Here is a 14,263-nt window from a genome sequence, read left to right on the forward strand (position 1 = left end):
TCCGGCAACAGCGCACGAGAAGCTTCGGGAAAGGGAACCCGAGACCTCTTCACAAGCGGGAGAGTCCTGGTCACGGCCTCGCAACCTCCACCATCTCGAAGTCTGATTTTGCCGCGCCGCAATCTGGGCAGCTCCAGTCCTTCGGGATCTCGTCCCACCGGGTGCCCGGCGCGATGCCGTCCTCCGGCCAGCCCTTGGCCTCGTCGTACTCGAATCCGCACTGCACACAGACGAACAGTTTGTAGTCACTCATGTTGAAATCTCCATCGCGTCAAAGTCCACTTTTTCGCGCACCCCACAGTCAGGGCAGCACCAGCCGTCGGGAACATCAGCCCAGGCGGTGCCGGGCGGGAAACCCTCCCGCGCAGCACCTTTCGCCTCGTCGTACACGTAGTCACAGACCGGGCACTGGTAGGCACTCATGCTGCAGCACCGTAGCGGGCCAGGATCTTCGCGCGTCGGCGCGGATCGATGTTCACCCGGGTGATGTCACCGTCGTAGTGCTCGAGGACCCGGTGGTCCATCATCCGCCGCCACAGCCACGGCACGTAGGTCACGCCGATCAACGTTGCGTAGCCACTGGGCAATTCGGGCGCTTCGGACATGCTGCGCAATGTCTGGTAGCGCCGAGTGGGGTTGGCGTGGTGGTCACTGTGCCGCTGCAGGTGGTACAGGAACAGGTTGGTCACCAGGTGATCGGAGTTCCAGCTGTGCTGCGGCGAGCACCGCTCGTAGCGGCCGTTCTCGTTCTTCTGGCGCAGCAGACCGTAGTGCTCGACGTAGTTCACCGACTCCAGCATCGAGAACCCGAACACCGCCTGGATGATGACGAACGGAATCAGCGCCGGGCCGAACACCGCGATCAGCACTCCCCACAGGACCACCGACATCAACCAGGCGTTGAGCACGTCGTTGCCGAGCCAAGTCCGCGGATCCCACGGGCTCCTACCGAGCCGGCGAATGCGCGCGGCTTCGAGTGTGACCGCCGAGCGCGCGCTACCGAACACGCTGCGCGGCAAGAACTCCCAGAAGGTCTCACCGAATCGCGACGACGCTGGATCCTCCGGGGTGGCGACGCGAACGTGGTGCCCGCGGTTGTGCTCGATGTAGAAGTGGCCGTAGAAGGTCTGGGCCAGACTGATCTTCGACAACCAGCGCTCCAGCGACTCCTTCTTGTGCCCCATCTCGTGGGCGGTGTTGATGCCGGTGCCACCGAGCACGCCCACCGACAGCGCCACCCCGATCTTGGCGAACCAGCCCAGGCTGCCCTCATAGCCGAGCCAGCTCAGATTCGACGCGGTGAACATGTAAGCGCCGACGATGATGCTGACGAACTGGAACGGGATGAACGCATAGGTGCAGTACCGGTAGTACTTGTCGTTCTCCAGGTACGCCGTCAGTTCGTCGGGAGGGTTCTGCCCGTCACGGCCGAACTTCAGGTCCAGCGACGGCAGCAGCACATAAATCAGGGCCGGCCCGACCCAGAAGAACGCCTGCGACACCGCAGTCCACCCGAGCTGGTTCAGACCCCAGATGACCGGCAGCAGCGCGAACGGCACGGTCGGTGCGATCAGGCCCATCAGCCACAGGTAGCGCTTCTTGTCACGCCAGTGCGCCGACGATGCGCCCGCGGCGGGAGCGTCCAGCTGAGATGTCACGACAGTTACCTCCAAGTCCGTTGATGACTTGACTATAGAGGCGACTTTGTCGGCCGTCTATACAAACAATAATGATTTGTAAAATCAGGCGTGCGCGGCCTCCCGCTGCGCGAGCACCGAGTGCCGACGGCTGTAGAGCAGGTAGAACGCCACCCCGATCACCATCCAAACACCGAACCTGATCCAGGTCAGGCCGGCGAGATTGAGCATCAGCCAGCCGCAGGCGGCGATCGACAGGATGGGCAGCCATGGGACCAGGGGCGCCCGGAAACCCCGTTCGAGGTCGGGGCGCGTGCGACGCAGCACGATCACACCGGCCGAGACCAGGATGAACGCGAACAGGGTGCCGACGTTCACCATCTCCTCGAGCTTGGCGATCGGGAAAACGGTGGCCGCGATCGCAGTGAGCACCGCGACCAGCACGGTGATCCGCACCGGGGTGCCACGATTTCCCGTTTTGGCGAGGCCGCGCGGCAGCAGACCGTCGCGGGCCATGGCGAACAGCACTCGAGACAGCCCCAGAATCAGCACCATGACCACGGTGGTCAGGCCGGCCAGCGCCCCGACCGAGATCACCTTCGCCGCCCAATCCACCCCATTGAGCGCGAACGCGGTGGCCAGGTTGGCATGCCCGCCCTCGGCCTTGTCGCGCAGTTCGGCGTAGTTGACCATGCCCGACAACACGATCGAGACCGACACATAGAGCACCGTGACGATGGCCAGCGACGCAAGGATTCCCCTGGCCACGTCGCGCTGCGGGTTCTTGGTCTCCTCGGCCGTGGTGGCCACCACATCGAAGCCGATGAACGCGAAGAACACGATCGAGGCGCCGGCCAGCACGCCATACCAGCCGTAATGACTGCTCTCGGCGCCGGTCAGCAGCGAGAACACGGACTGGTTCACACCCGTGCCCGCGCCGCTTTTGCCGGTTTCCGACGGCGGGATGAACGGGGAGAAGTTGGCCGCCTTAACGTAGAAGGCGCCGACGACGACGACGAGAGCGACCACTGCCACCTTCATGGCCGTGATCACCGCGGAGAAATTCGACGACAGCTTCGTGCCCAGCACGAGCAGGGTGGCGACCACCGCGATGATGATCAGTGCGCCCCAGTCGAAGTCGAGCGGGCCGATGGCAACGACGCCGCCAGAGAAGCCGAAAACGGTGCCCAGGTAACTCGACCACCCCTTGGCCACCACGGCGGCGCCCACCGCGAACTCGAGGATCAGATCCCAACCGATGATCCACGCGACGAACTCACCGAACGTCGCATAGGAGAACGTGTAGGCACTACCCGCGACCGGCAGCGTCGAGGCGAACTCGGCGTAGCACAGCGCGGCCAGGCCGCAGGTCACCGCCGCGAAGAGGAACGACACCGAGATCGCCGGGCCGGTGATATTGCCGAAGGTGGACGCGGTGACGGTGAAGATACCGGCGCCGACGACCACCGAGACTCCGAAAACGGTCAGATCCCACCAGGTCAGATTCTTGCGGAGCCGGCTGCCCGGCTGATCGGTATCCAGGATCGATTGCTCCACGGACTTGGTCCGCCACTTCGAGGTCATCAGCATGTTTGTCGTTGTACCCCGGTTAGCCCACGACTGAGCGGGTACGCGCAATCTCGAGGGCCAACCGCCGAACCAGCATGCGGTCGTCATCGGTGCCAGCATCGCCGGTTCGTGTGCCGCGCGGGTGCTATCCGATCACTACGACCAGGGGACGGTCTGTGACCGCGACGCGTTACCGGCGACTCCGGACCACCGCAGCGCAGCCCCCAGGACCGCCACGTGCACATCCCGATGGCGCGAGGTGCTGATCTCGCCGTGGACGCCACTGGCCGCGGCACCCGGCTACCCGCGTGGCGGGATCAGTGGATTCGCCCGACCCGACGGACTGATCGCCGAGAAGGTGATGATGGCCGGGTGTCGCGGACCCAGCCCGCAGGACTGGGCATGCTGTTCCACGAGGACCGCCCCTGGGAGTTGACGACGTTCACCGTCGGACACACCACGACCCCACAGACGTTCGACGATATGTGCGCCGTCGCCGACGCGGTCCTGCCCGCCTCGGTGGCCACCGCGATTCGTCACGGCGAGCCCTTGGGCGGCATCGTGCCACTGGGCGATGCGGTGGCACGTCTCAATCCGACGTACGGCCAGGGCATGACTGTGGCCGTTCTGCCGGCCGGTCATCTGCGCCGGTTGCTGAAATCCGGGGCTATCGCGCCAGCGCGCGATCCAGATCCGGCTCGAGATAGATGACCCGGGCGGCGGGTACTACGGCGCGCACGGCAGCCTCGGCGTTGTCGATCGTGGCGGCCACGGTGGCCAGGTCGGTGTGGGCGCCCAGAGCGATCTTGGCGCCGACGAGCATCTCCTCCGGCCCGAGGTACTGCGTGCGCAAGTGAATGACCCGGTCGACGTTGACGGTCTGCTCCAGTGCGGTTCGAATCGCCTGGCATTCGTCGGCCGTGGCTCCCTCACCGATCAGCAGGCTGTGCATCTCGACCATCAGGATCACCGCGATCACACCCAGCAGCACACCGATACATGCGGTGCCAATACCGTCCCAGACCGGATTGCCGGTCAGGATCGTCAGGCCGATGCCGGTGAGCGCCAGCGCCAGGCCGATCAGCGCGCCGGTGTCTTCGAGCAGCACCACCGGCAGCTCGGGGCTGCGTGAGCGGCGGATGAATTGCCACCACGAACTGTTGCCCTTCAGCGGGCGCGATTCCACCATCGCGGTGCGAAAGCTGTAGGACTCCAACCCGATTGCCACCACCAGGATCACGATCGCCACGATCGGCGAGGTGAGCGACTCCGGGTGGGTGATCTTGTGATAACCCTCGTAGAGGGCGAAGATCGCGCCAAGGCTGAACAGCACGAGGGCGACGACGAACGAGTAGAAGTACCGGCTCCGGCCATACCCGAACTGGTGCAGGCTGTCGGGCTCCTTGCGGGCCTCGCGTTGGCCGAACAGCAGCAGACCCTGGTTCGACGTGTCGGCCACCGAGTGCACCGCCTCGGCCAACATCGATGAGCTGCCAGTGATGACGTACCCGACGAACTTCGCGGCTGCGATGCCCGCGTTCGCGGCCAGCGCCGCCAGGATCGCCTTGGTACTGCCCTCGGTCGACATCGGTTGTCCTCCTGCCTAGAGGCCAACCGTAGCCCGGAACAGCTTGGCGGGCTCAGCCGCCTCCAGCCGAATCGGGCCGTCGTCAGCGGCGACCCAGGCCGCCGACCCGCGCTCCAACACCACGACATCGGACTTGGCACGCACCACCACCGAGCCCTCGGTGCAGACCAGGATCTGCGGACCGTCATGCCGCGACGGCGCATCGATCTCGTGGCCCAGGTTGTTTCCGTCGAGCACCAGCACACAGGTGGCGAATTCGACCGCCGGGGTGTCATAGACCAGTTCGATGCCCTCGCGGTGGGTGGGCGTTCGCAGCGTCGCCTCGTCGGCGGGGGTGAAGTCCAGCACCCTCAGCAACTCGGGGACGTCCACGTGCTTGGGGGTCAGACCACCGCGAAGTACGTTGTCGGAGTTGGCCATAATCTCCATACCCACACCATGGATGTAGCTGTGCAGGTTGCCGGCCGGCATGAAGATCGCCTCGCCCGGGGCCAGCGTGATCCGGTTGAGCAGCATGGCGGCCAGCACGCCGGCGTCACCGGGATACCGCTCCCCCAGCTCCAGCAGCGTCCTGGCTTCGGCAGCGAATTCCGTTTCACCGGAACGGGCGTAAGCCACCGCGCCGTCGAGCACCGCCGGGATCAGCACGTCCAGGTCGGGTTGGGGTGCGGTGATCCAGGTGGTGAACAGCGCGCGCAGGCCGTCTGCGTCGGGCTGGCCGGACAGCAGACCGATGAACGGATCGAGATCCGAGACCGCCAGCGCGCGCATCAACGCAACCGACCGGGCAGCCGGACGGAACCCGCCGAGAGCATCGAATTCGCTTAGTGCCACCAGTAATTCGGGTTTGTGGCTGCGGTCCCGGTAGTTGCGGATCGGCGAGTTGAGCGGTACGCCCACCCGGTCTTCCCGCGCATACCCCTCGACAGCCTGTTCGGCACTCGGATGGGCTTGCAGCGACAGCGGCTCCTCGGCCGCCAGCATCTTCACCAGGAACGGCAGGACGTCGCCGAAGCGGCCCCGCACGGCCGGCCCCAGCTGACCGTCGGGATCCGATTGCACGGCCTCGAGCAGTGACCGTTCGCCGTCCGGGGTCTCCAGCCACGCCGGATCTCCCGGATGAGCGCCAAACCACAGCTCTGCCTCAGGATGTGCCGTCGGTGAAGGCCGTCCGGTGAATTCCGCTATGGCCGTCCGAGATCCCCACGCGTAGGTGCGTGTCGCCCCTCGTAGCAATTCCACGCCGGAGTTATCCCCCCACCAATCTCAAATAAACCGCGGCCATCTGCAATCGCACGGCCAGCGTCGCGAGCTGCTGCTCGGCGCGACCGCTGGGAACGGGCGCCGCACCCGCTTCCCCGATGTCTTCGACCCCCACCAGATCGATGTCGTCGTATCCATTGACCCGGGCCGCGACCACGGGACGTTCGGCGGCCAGCGTCAGCGCCAGCACCCTGGGCCCCCTGGACAGCGGCCCGTCGATCTCTTCGTCGTGGAACAACGCGTCCACCGAGTCGCCGAATTGAGTTGTCACCCCGGTCCGTAACGCCACGAGAACGTCGGACAACCCGGCCGCGCCGACAGCCTTGCCGGCCAGCCGCAGCAGCAGCGCGGCGGCATGCCGAGCCAGTACCAGGGTTGCCGCACCGTCACCGGCGAGCACCACCTGCCGGCCGGACATCCGCTCGGCCAGGCCCTTGGCCGGGTTGGTGAACACTTCGCGGCCCACACTGTTGCGCAACGCCTCGGCGTCGAGTTCGTCGGCCAGAGCGGAAAGATCAGTCTGCAGGGCCGGGTCGACGGCCTGGAATGCGGCCAGCCCGGCCGCCAGATAGCGGCCAAGTCCGAATTCGTCGGGCGCCCATAGCCGCGGTTCCAGCACCGCAGCACGTCCGGCGGTGGCATCGCGCAGCGGTCCTTCGTAGGGCGCGGCGACGACGACGCGGGCACCGCGCCGGACCGCCGTCGCTGCCGAGGTCACCAATGCCGGGTCGCCGGGGTCGTCGCCGGCGACGACGAGAACGTCGAGCGGGCCGATCCACGGCGGAGATTCGGGGGCCACCACGATTGGCTCGCTCGCCACCCCGCCGAGCGTGACGGCCAGCATCGCGCCAGCACTCTCGGCGGCTCCGCGGCCGCCCACCCAGATCACGGTCCGGGGCCGGTCACCGCTGGCCAACGTCGCCAATTCGCCTTCCTCGACGGCAGCCGCCGTAGCCCGCACCTGCGCGCCGGCCATCGCTGCGGCCCGCAGCAGTCCGTCGCGGTCGGCCTCCAGCAGACCGTCGGTGTCATCGAGATCGATAGTGGCGTGCACAGCGCTCACGTCGCCCCGTCCGGTTGCGCGGCGATGTCCTCAGAGACCCGGCGAACGATCTCGTCGATCTCGTCGCCAGTGCGGGCTTCGACGTTGAGGCGCAGCAGCGGTTCGGTGTTGGAGGTGCGCAGGTTGAACCAGGCGCCTCCACCGAGGTCGACCGTCACACCGTCCAGATGATCCAGCGCAACAACCTGGGCGCCAAAGGTTTTCAGCACCGAATCGACACTGGCCGGCGCATCTGCCACGCGGAAATTGATTTCACCGGAGGCTTCGTAGCGCTCATAGTTGGCCATTAGTTCCGACAGCGGATGATCCTGTTCGCCGAGCGCGGCCAGTACGTGCAGCGCGGCCAGCATGCCGGAGTCGGCACCCCAGAAATCGCGGAAGTAATAGTGCGCGGAATGCTCGCCGCCGAAGATCGCGCCGGTATCGGCCATCAGCGCCTTGATATAGGAATGCCCAACTCTCGACCGTACGGGCGTACCCCCGCGCTCGATAACCAGCTCGGGCACTGCACGCGAGGTGATCAGGTTGTGGATCACGGTCGCACCGATCTCTCGGTTGAGCTCGCGGCCCGCGACCAGTGCGGTGACCGCCGACGGCGACACCGGAGCGCCCAACTCGTCGACGACAAAGCAGCGGTCGGCGTCCCCGTCGAACGCGAGCCCGATATCGGCGCCGGTCTCCACCACGAATTTCTGCAGATCGACGAGGTTTGACGGCTCCAACGGGTTGGCTTCGTGGTTGGGGAACGAGCCGTCGAGCTCGAAGAACAGCGGCAGCACCGTGAGCGCCTCGATCGGCCCCAACACCGCTGGCGTGGTGTGCCCGGCCATGCCGTTGCCCGCGTCGACGGCCACCCGCAGCGAACGCAGCTCGGCCATATCGACCAGCGAACGCAGGAACTGGCCGTAGTCGTGCAAGACATCCTGATCGTGGACCGTCCCGCGCTCACCGTCGTAGCCGGGGACGCCGGCGATCACCTCGTCGCGGATCAGCGCCAACCCGGTGTCTTCGCCGACGGGTTTGGCCCCGGCACGACACAGCTTGATGCCGTTGTAGGCGGCGGGATTGTGGCTGGCGGTGAACATCGCGCCCGCACAGCTCAGAAATCCGGATGCGAAATACAGCTGATCGGTCGACGCCAGTCCGATGCGCACCACGTCGAGGCCTTGTGCGGCCGCGCCCTCCCCGAAGGCATCGGCCAGCGCGGGCGAGCTTTCGCGCATGTCGTAGCCGATGGTCACCCGATCCCCTCCTTCGGAGCGGATCAGCCGGGCGAACGCGGCAGCGACGTCGGCGACGAACGCCTCATCGATCTCCTTGCCGACCAGGCCGCGCACATCGTAGGCCTTGATCACACTGCGGACCGCGGCGGCGGGCCTCGACATGGCGGATCTCCTGACCGAGAGGGACTCTTGGCCGCCAGCCTATCTGTCTGCGCGCCCCGGTAAGGGCAGCTACCGCGTCAGTCGGCCGGGTCCGGCAGTACCCGCAGGTGCCCGCGCCGACGGCCCGCTGTGGCAGGCCGGTGCGCTGTCGACGGCATCATCGGCGCACTGGTCGCCGGTGCATGTGCCGCGCCGCCGGGATCGGAGAAGCCAGCGATCGGCGGCCGAGCACCCAGGCCCTCGCGGCCCTCGCGGACCGCGTCGGCAAGGGCCACCAGGTCGTCCTCGTCGGGATACTCGGGCAGCGGGCCGGCGTGGCGGACCAGGTCCCAGCCGATCGGTGCGGTGATCCGGTTGGCATGTCCGACACACAGATCCCACGAATGCGGTTCGCGCGAGGTGGCCAGCGGGCCGACCACGGCGGTGGAATCCGAATAGACGAACGTCAGCGTCGCCACCGCATAATGGGGGCACCCAGGCCGGCAGCAGCGACGGGGAGCATTCACGTTCGTGAGGTTATCCCGGTTCATTCACCGGTGACCGGCGGACACGCGCAGCCGCAAGTCCGCCGATTCACAACCGTTACGATCACATCCGTGGCCGATTCCCGCAGCTCCCGGCGAGGTGGCCGGTCCGGCGGTGCCCCGGGATCACGCCGAGGCCGCGAGATGCGCGGGCCGCTGCTACCTCCGACGGTCCCGGGCTGGCGCAGCCGGGCCGAACGATTTGATACGGCGGTGCTGGAGGCTTACGAGCCGATCGAACGGCGCTGGCAACAGCGGCTCACCGCATTGGACGTCGCGGTCGACGAGATTCCGCGCATCGCGCCGAAGGATCCAGACAGTGTGCAGTGGCCGGCCGAAGTGATCGCCGACGGGCCGATCGCGCTGGCCCGACTGATCCCGGCCGGGGTCGATGTTCGCGGTAACTCCACGCGGGCCCGAATAGTGTTGTTTCGCAAGCCGATCGAGCGACGGGCCAAGGACTCGATCGATCTGACTGATCTTCTGCACGAGATATTGGTGGCACAGGTGGCCACCTATCTCGGGGTCGAGCCGTCAGTCATCGACCCGAGTATGGAAGAGGATTAGACGCAGCGAGAGCGCGTCAGATGATGCCGCGCTTGAGGCGACGACGCTCCCGCTCGGAGAGCCCGCCCCAGATGCCGAAGCGCTCATCGTGAGCGAGGGCGTAGTCGAGGCACTTGTCCTTCACCTCGCAGCCCAAGCAGATGCGCTTGGCTTCGCGAGTGGAGCCACCCTTCTCAGGGAAGAACGCTTCGGGGTCGGTCTGCGCGCACAGCGCACGTTCCTGCCACTGGTCTTCGTCTTCGGCCGGATCCGGGATCGCATCGATGATCGCGTCTGGCACCAAACTCAGGTGAGCGCGTGCCATTAGCCCCATCGTCTGCGATCCGGGAATGGACTGCGGCAACCCCATCGCGCCGATTACGTTCTCATAGGACATTTCCGCCTCCTTCACCTGGTTTCGTAGATCTTTCGCATGTCGCCCACTATGAAGTGTGCCCAACTCAATTCGAACACCTGGTCGAATCACGGTATGGGACACCGAAACCGGCAGGTCCGACCGGGAAATGACACTGATGTGATTAGACACGGCTGGGATGCTTCGCGCAAGCGATTGAACCGAAGTTCATACCATTTCCCTGGGACAATTCGGCGAGTCGATGCACCGGCGTGTCCCGAGAGTGACGTGATCGTGACCGCGTGCGCCACGCACAAGCCCGACCGCCTAGTGTCGATCGGTGTGAAGATCACCGTTCTGGTTGGTGGCGTCGGGGGTGCCCGCTTCCTGTTAGGCGTGCAACGACTACTCGGACTCGGCCAGTTCGGCGGCCAGATATCCGCCGCCACAGGCGATCTTGATCACGCGCTGACCGCCGTGGTCAACATCGGTGACGACGCCTGGATGCACGGCGTGCGCATCTGCCCCGACCTCGACACCTGCATGTACACCTTAGGTGGAGGTATCGACCCCGAGCGCGGCTGGGGACATCGCAACGAGACCTGGAATGCCAAAGAGGAATTGGCCGCCTACGGAGTTCAACCAGATTGGTTCGGTTTGGGCGACCGGGATTTGGCCACTCATTTGGTACGCAGTCAAATGCTGCGGGCCGGATATCCGCTGTCACAGGTCACCGAGGCCCTCTGCGGTCGTTGGACTCCCGGCGCCACCCTGCTCCCGGCCAGCGATGACCGGTGCGAAACCCATGTCGTGATCGACGATCCAGACACCGGTGACCGCAAAGCCATTCACTTCCAGGAGTGGTGGGTGCGCTACCGGGCACACGTGACCACGCACAGCTTCGCGTTCGTCGGCTCCGAAAGCGCCACCGCCGGGCCCGGTGTCATCGACGCGATCACCGAAGCCGATGTTGTCATGCTGGCGCCGTCGAACCCGGTCGTCAGCGTCGGCGCGATCCTGGCTATCCCCGGCGTCCGTGCGGCGCTGCGGTCTACGCCGGCGCCGATCATCGGCTACTCCCCCATCATCGGCGGAAAGCCGTTGCGTGGCATGGCCGACGAATGCCTGTCGGTGATCGGCGTGGAAACGTCGTCACAAGCCGTCGCCCGGCACTACGGCGCGCGGTCGGCCACCGGCATCCTGGACTACTGGTTGATCTCGGAGGGCGATCAGGCTGAAGTCCCCGGCGTGACAGTGAACTCGATACCCCTGCTGATGTCCGACCCCTCGGCGACCGCCGACATGGTGCGCGCCGGGCTGGAACTGGCAGGCGTGACGCTGTGACCAGTGGCTCAAGTCCAACGGTGCCGCCTAGCGGCGATCATGGCAGCGCGGCGCCCGTCGAAATCCTGCCCGTCACCGGACTTCCCGAATTCCGGCCCGGCCACGACCTGGCCGCCGCGCTCGCCACCGCCGCCCCCTGGCTGCGCGCCGGCGACATCGTCGTCGTCACCAGCAAGGTGATGTCCAAATGCGAGGGCCGCATCGTGGCGGCGCCCGCCGATCCCGACGAGCGGGATGCGCTGCGCCGCATGCTCATCGACACCGAGGCGGTGCGGGTGCTGGCCCGCAAGGGCAAAACACTGATCACCGCGAACCGCAACGGCATCGTCCAGGCGGCCGCCGGCGTCGACGGTTCCAATGTCGGTGCAACCGAATTGGCGTTGCTGCCCATCGATCCCGACGGCAGTGCGTTGGCATTGCGGACGGCGCTGCGCGAACGTCTCGGGGTCGACGTCGCCGTAGTCGTCACCGACACGATGGGGCGCGCCTGGCGAAACGGGCAGACTGACGCCGCGATCGGCTCGTCCGGACTCCCCGTGCTGTACGGCTACGCCGGCGCCGTCGACAGGCACGGCAACGAACTGGTGGTCACCGAAGTGGCCGTCGCCGACGAAATCGCCGCTGCCGCCGACCTTGTCAAAGGCAAGCTGACCGCGGTCCCCGTCGCGGTGGTACGCGGCCTCGAACTCGCCGATGACGGATCCACCGCGGCGCGACTGCTGCGCGGCGGTGAGGATGACCTGTTCTGGCTGGGCACCGCCGAATCAATCGAACTCGGCCGGCGCCAGGCCCAACTGCTCCGCCGATCGGTGCGCCAGTTCGCGGCTGAACCCGTGGACCACAAGCTCATCGAGGAGGCGGTCGCCGAGGCACTCACCGCGCCCGCACCGCATCACACCCGCCCGGTGCGGTTCGTCTGGCTGGCCGATCGCGACCGTCGCGTCGCACTGCTGGACGCCATGAAAGACGCCTGGCGCGCGGATCTGACGTCCGACGGTACACCGGCCGATGCGGTGGAGCGGCGCATCGGGCGTGGGCAGATTCTCTATGACGCACCGGAGGTCGTGATCCCGTTCCTGGTGCCCGAGGGCGCGCACAGCTACCCGGACGCGGCCCGCGCGGAGGCCGAGCACACGATGTTCACCGTCGCGGTCGGTGCGGCGGTGCAGGCGCTGCTCGTCGCGCTGGCAGTCCGCGAGGTGGGTAGCTGCTGGATCGGCTCGACCATCTTCGCCGCCGAGCTGGTCCGCGAAACCCTTGATCTGCCGACGGATTGGGAGCCCCTGGGCGCGATCGCGATCGGCTATCCCGTCGACCCGTCCGGACCCCGTGATCCGGCGCCGGTCGGCGATCTGCTGGTGCGGCGGTGACCTACTCGGGTGTGCGGGATTCCGCGATCGAGCTGCTGACGGAATGGGACGCCCCCGACGACGGCCAGGACGCTTTGCGCCAAGCCGTGCTGGGATTTCTGTTGGCGCGCACCGATTCCTGCGAACGAGCCTGCGTCCCGGGCCATATCACTGCCTCGGCACTGGTGGTCTCCGACTCGGGCGATCACGTTCTGTTGACCCTGCATCCGCGATTGGGTCGCTGGGTGCAACTCGGTGGGCACTGCGAGCCGGCGGACACGGACATCGTCGCCGCGGCAATGCGGGAGGCAGCCGAGGAATCCGGGATCGAGGGCCTGAGTATCGATGCCGCGCTGGGCGCCATTCACGTGCACGCGCTGACCTGCTCACTCGGGGTGCCGACCCGCCATCTGGATCTGCAGTTCATCGCGCGGGCTCCGGCCGACGCCGTCATCGCGATCAGCGACGAGTCATTGGACCTGCGATGGTGGCCGGTCGACGCGCTGCCCGACGGTATCGACGCCGCGGTGGCCCACCTGGTCGAGGTGGCCTGCTCGCGTCAGATATCCGACGAGTAGCGGATACCGCAGTCGGGGATGACGACCCCGGGCCACACCCGCGCACCGCGCAGCAGCTCGCACCGGGCGCCGACGTTGGCACCGTCGCCAATGATGGCGTCGCGCAACAGCGCCCGCGGCCCTATCCGGGCGCCTGCACCGATGATCGAGCGCTCCACCACCGAACCCGCCTCGATGGACGCCCCGTCGAAAACGACCGCGCCGTCCAGTCGGACCCCCGGCCCGATCTCGGCACCCCGGCCGACCACCGTCCCGCCGACCAACACCGCCCCTGCCGCCACCGATGCGCCGTCGTGCACCAGGCTCTCCCCGCGTCGGCCGCCGAGCGCGGGCGAGGGTGCCAGTCCGCGGACCAGGTCTGCCGAGCCGCGGACGAAATCCTCCGGGGTGCCCATGTCACGCCAATAGCTGGAGTCGACGTAGCCACACACCTTCACCCCGTCGGCGAGCAGCGCCGGAAACACCTCGCGCTCCACCGAGACCTCACGGTCACGCGGGATCCGATCGAGGATCTCCCGTTTGAAGATATAGGTGCCGGCGTTGATCTGGTCGGACGGCGGGTCCTCGGTCTTTTCCAGAAAGGCCTGTACCCGGCCATCGGCGTCCGTGGGCACGCAGCCGAACGCCCGCGGATCACTGACCCGCACGAGGTGCAGCGTCAGGTCCGCCTGCGACTCGTGGTGGCTGGTCAGCATATGCCCCAGCTCCATCCCGGACAGCACGTCACCGTTGAAGACCATCACCGTGTCGTTGCGCAGTTTCGGCACGACATTGGCGATTCCGCCGCCAGTGCCCAGCGGGCGCTCCTCGACGACGTATTCGATCTGCAGGCCGAGCTTGGAACCATCGCCGAACTCGGATTCGAACGTGGCGGCCTTGAAGGATGTGCCGAGGATGACGTGCTCGATGCCGGCGGCGGCGATCCGCGAGAGCAAGTGGGTCAGGAACGGCAGGCCCGCGGTCGGCAGCATCGGCTTGGCGGCCGACAGGGTCAACGGGCGCAGCCGGGTGCCCTTCCCACCGACGAGCACCACCGCATCGACCTTCGACGGATCGATTTCA

15 protein-coding genes and 1 pseudogene are annotated in these 14,263 nt (G+C 66.7%); 5 read left to right on the plus strand and 11 right to left on the minus strand.

Annotation, left to right across the window (positions count from 1 at the left end):
* Positions 1 to 70 precede the first annotated feature (70 nt).
* The 4 genes from G6N13_RS02000 to G6N13_RS02015 all read right to left on the minus strand — a co-directional run bounded on the left by G6N13_RS02000 (position 71) and on the right by G6N13_RS02015 (position 3,221).
* A complete protein-coding gene (locus G6N13_RS02000) occupies positions 71 to 253 on the minus strand; it encodes a rubredoxin (protein WP_163694592.1) in 183 nt (60 codons plus the stop codon).
* Positions 250 to 423, minus strand: coding sequence for a rubredoxin (locus G6N13_RS02005; RefSeq protein ID WP_163694593.1), 174 nt, complete (start codon positions 421 to 423; stop codon positions 250 to 252). The genes G6N13_RS02000 and G6N13_RS02005 overlap by 4 nt, the downstream gene beginning before the upstream one ends.
* On the minus strand, positions 420 to 1,580 hold the full coding sequence (locus G6N13_RS02010; RefSeq protein WP_235678018.1) for an alkane 1-monooxygenase: 1,161 nt from the start codon (positions 1,578 to 1,580) through the stop codon (positions 420 to 422). Before G6N13_RS02010 ends, G6N13_RS02005 begins: the two co-directional genes overlap by 4 nt.
* Positions 1,581 to 1,742: 162 nt before the next feature.
* The gene (locus tag G6N13_RS02015; protein ID WP_163701552.1) at positions 1,743 to 3,221 is read right to left on the minus strand and encodes an amino acid permease; all 1,479 of its coding nucleotides are present in this window, start codon (positions 3,219 to 3,221) and stop codon (positions 1,743 to 1,745) included.
* Between the two features lie 91 nt (positions 3,222 to 3,312).
* Here G6N13_RS02015 and G6N13_RS24750 point away from each other — a divergent pair.
* Positions 3,313 to 3,869: pseudogene (locus G6N13_RS24750) on the plus strand (hypothetical protein); the annotation flags it as partial.
* Between the two features lie 4 nt (positions 3,870 to 3,873).
* On the opposite strand, the gene G6N13_RS02025 reads toward G6N13_RS24750, so the two are convergent.
* The 5 genes from G6N13_RS02025 to G6N13_RS02045 form a co-directional block, all read right to left on the minus strand.
* Positions 3,874 to 4,794 (minus strand): cation diffusion facilitator family transporter, encoded by a 921-nt coding sequence (locus G6N13_RS02025; RefSeq protein WP_163694595.1) that lies wholly within the window; start codon positions 4,792 to 4,794, stop codon positions 3,874 to 3,876.
* 15 nt (positions 4,795 to 4,809) lie between these two features.
* Positions 4,810 to 6,036, minus strand: a complete 1,227-nt coding sequence (manA, locus tag G6N13_RS02030) for a mannose-6-phosphate isomerase, class I (protein WP_163694596.1) — start codon at positions 6,034 to 6,036, stop codon at positions 4,810 to 4,812.
* A 7-nt stretch (positions 6,037 to 6,043) separates the two neighbouring features.
* Positions 6,044 to 7,111, minus strand: coding sequence for a TobH protein (locus tag G6N13_RS02035; RefSeq protein WP_163694597.1), 1,068 nt, complete (start codon positions 7,109 to 7,111; stop codon positions 6,044 to 6,046).
* A 5-nt stretch (positions 7,112 to 7,116) separates the two neighbouring features.
* Positions 7,117 to 8,505 (minus strand): phosphomannomutase/phosphoglucomutase, encoded by a 1,389-nt coding sequence (locus G6N13_RS02040; protein ID WP_163694598.1) that lies wholly within the window; start codon positions 8,503 to 8,505, stop codon positions 7,117 to 7,119.
* 77 nt (positions 8,506 to 8,582) lie between these two features.
* The gene (locus tag G6N13_RS02045) at positions 8,583 to 9,011 is read right to left on the minus strand and encodes a DUF3499 domain-containing protein (protein WP_197746820.1); all 429 of its coding nucleotides are present in this window, start codon (positions 9,009 to 9,011) and stop codon (positions 8,583 to 8,585) included.
* Positions 9,012 to 9,173: 162 nt separating this feature from the next.
* Between G6N13_RS02045 and G6N13_RS02050 the strand changes: the two genes are divergently transcribed.
* Complete coding sequence (locus tag G6N13_RS02050; protein ID WP_163701555.1) at positions 9,174 to 9,596, plus strand: metallopeptidase family protein; 423 nt, start codon at positions 9,174 to 9,176, stop codon at positions 9,594 to 9,596.
* Between the two features lie 16 nt (positions 9,597 to 9,612).
* Here G6N13_RS02050 and G6N13_RS02055 read toward each other — a convergent pair whose 3' ends face one another.
* Positions 9,613 to 9,900, minus strand: coding sequence for a WhiB family transcriptional regulator (locus G6N13_RS02055; protein WP_407663899.1), 288 nt, complete (start codon positions 9,898 to 9,900; stop codon positions 9,613 to 9,615).
* Positions 9,901 to 10,272: 372 nt separating this feature from the next.
* On the opposite strand from G6N13_RS02055, the gene cofD reads away from it, so the two are divergent.
* From cofD to G6N13_RS02070, 3 genes are read left to right on the plus strand one after another with little or no spacing between them, the layout of a single operon-like run.
* Positions 10,273 to 11,274: a 2-phospho-L-lactate transferase gene (gene cofD, locus G6N13_RS02060; protein ID WP_163694601.1), complete on the plus strand. Its 1,002-nt coding sequence runs from the start codon at positions 10,273 to 10,275 to the stop codon at positions 11,272 to 11,274.
* 20 nt (positions 11,275 to 11,294) lie between these two features.
* Positions 11,295 to 12,644 (plus strand): coenzyme F420-0:L-glutamate ligase, encoded by a 1,350-nt coding sequence (locus G6N13_RS02065; RefSeq protein ID WP_163694602.1) that lies wholly within the window; start codon positions 11,295 to 11,297, stop codon positions 12,642 to 12,644.
* Positions 12,641 to 13,201, plus strand: a complete 561-nt coding sequence (locus G6N13_RS02070) for an NUDIX hydrolase (RefSeq protein ID WP_163694603.1) — start codon at positions 12,641 to 12,643, stop codon at positions 13,199 to 13,201. The genes G6N13_RS02065 and G6N13_RS02070 overlap by 4 nt, the downstream gene beginning before the upstream one ends.
* Here G6N13_RS02070 and manB read toward each other — a convergent pair.
* The gene (manB, locus tag G6N13_RS02075; protein WP_163701558.1) at positions 13,183 to 14,259 is read right to left on the minus strand and encodes a mannose-1-phosphate guanylyltransferase ManB; all 1,077 of its coding nucleotides are present in this window, start codon (positions 14,257 to 14,259) and stop codon (positions 13,183 to 13,185) included. The two genes, G6N13_RS02070 and manB, sit on opposite strands and share 19 nt — an antisense overlap.
* Between the last annotated feature and the right edge of the window lie 4 nt (positions 14,260 to 14,263).

Source organism: Mycolicibacterium sarraceniae, from assembly GCF_010731875.1.
GTDB lineage: Bacteria > Actinomycetota > Actinomycetes > Mycobacteriales > Mycobacteriaceae > Mycobacterium > Mycobacterium sarraceniae.

Bases quoted from the DNA above. Each gene is read 5' to 3' on its own strand.
- G6N13_RS02050 (WP_163701555.1), top strand. From the start codon at position 9,174: ATGCGCGGGCCGCTGCTACCTCCGACGGTCCCGGGCTGGCGCAGCCGG.
- G6N13_RS02000 (WP_163694592.1), bottom strand. From the start codon at position 253: ATGAGTGACTACAAACTGTTCGTCTGTGTGCAGTGCGGATTCGAGTAC.
- G6N13_RS02025 (WP_163694595.1), bottom strand. From the start codon at position 4,794: ATGTCGACCGAGGGCAGTACCAAGGCGATCCTGGCGGCGCTGGCCGCG.
- G6N13_RS02015 (WP_163701552.1), bottom strand. From the start codon at position 3,221: ATGACCTCGAAGTGGCGGACCAAGTCCGTGGAGCAATCGATCCTGGAT.
- G6N13_RS02010 (WP_235678018.1), bottom strand. From the start codon at position 1,580: ATGGGCCTGATCGCACCGACCGTGCCGTTCGCGCTGCTGCCGGTCATC.
- G6N13_RS02040 (WP_163694598.1), bottom strand. From the start codon at position 8,505: ATGTCGAGGCCCGCCGCCGCGGTCCGCAGTGTGATCAAGGCCTACGAT.
- G6N13_RS02005 (WP_163694593.1), bottom strand. From the start codon at position 423: ATGAGTGCCTACCAGTGCCCGGTCTGTGACTACGTGTACGACGAGGCG.
- G6N13_RS02055 (WP_407663899.1), bottom strand. From the start codon at position 9,900: ATGGCACGCGCTCACCTGAGTTTGGTGCCAGACGCGATCATCGATGCG.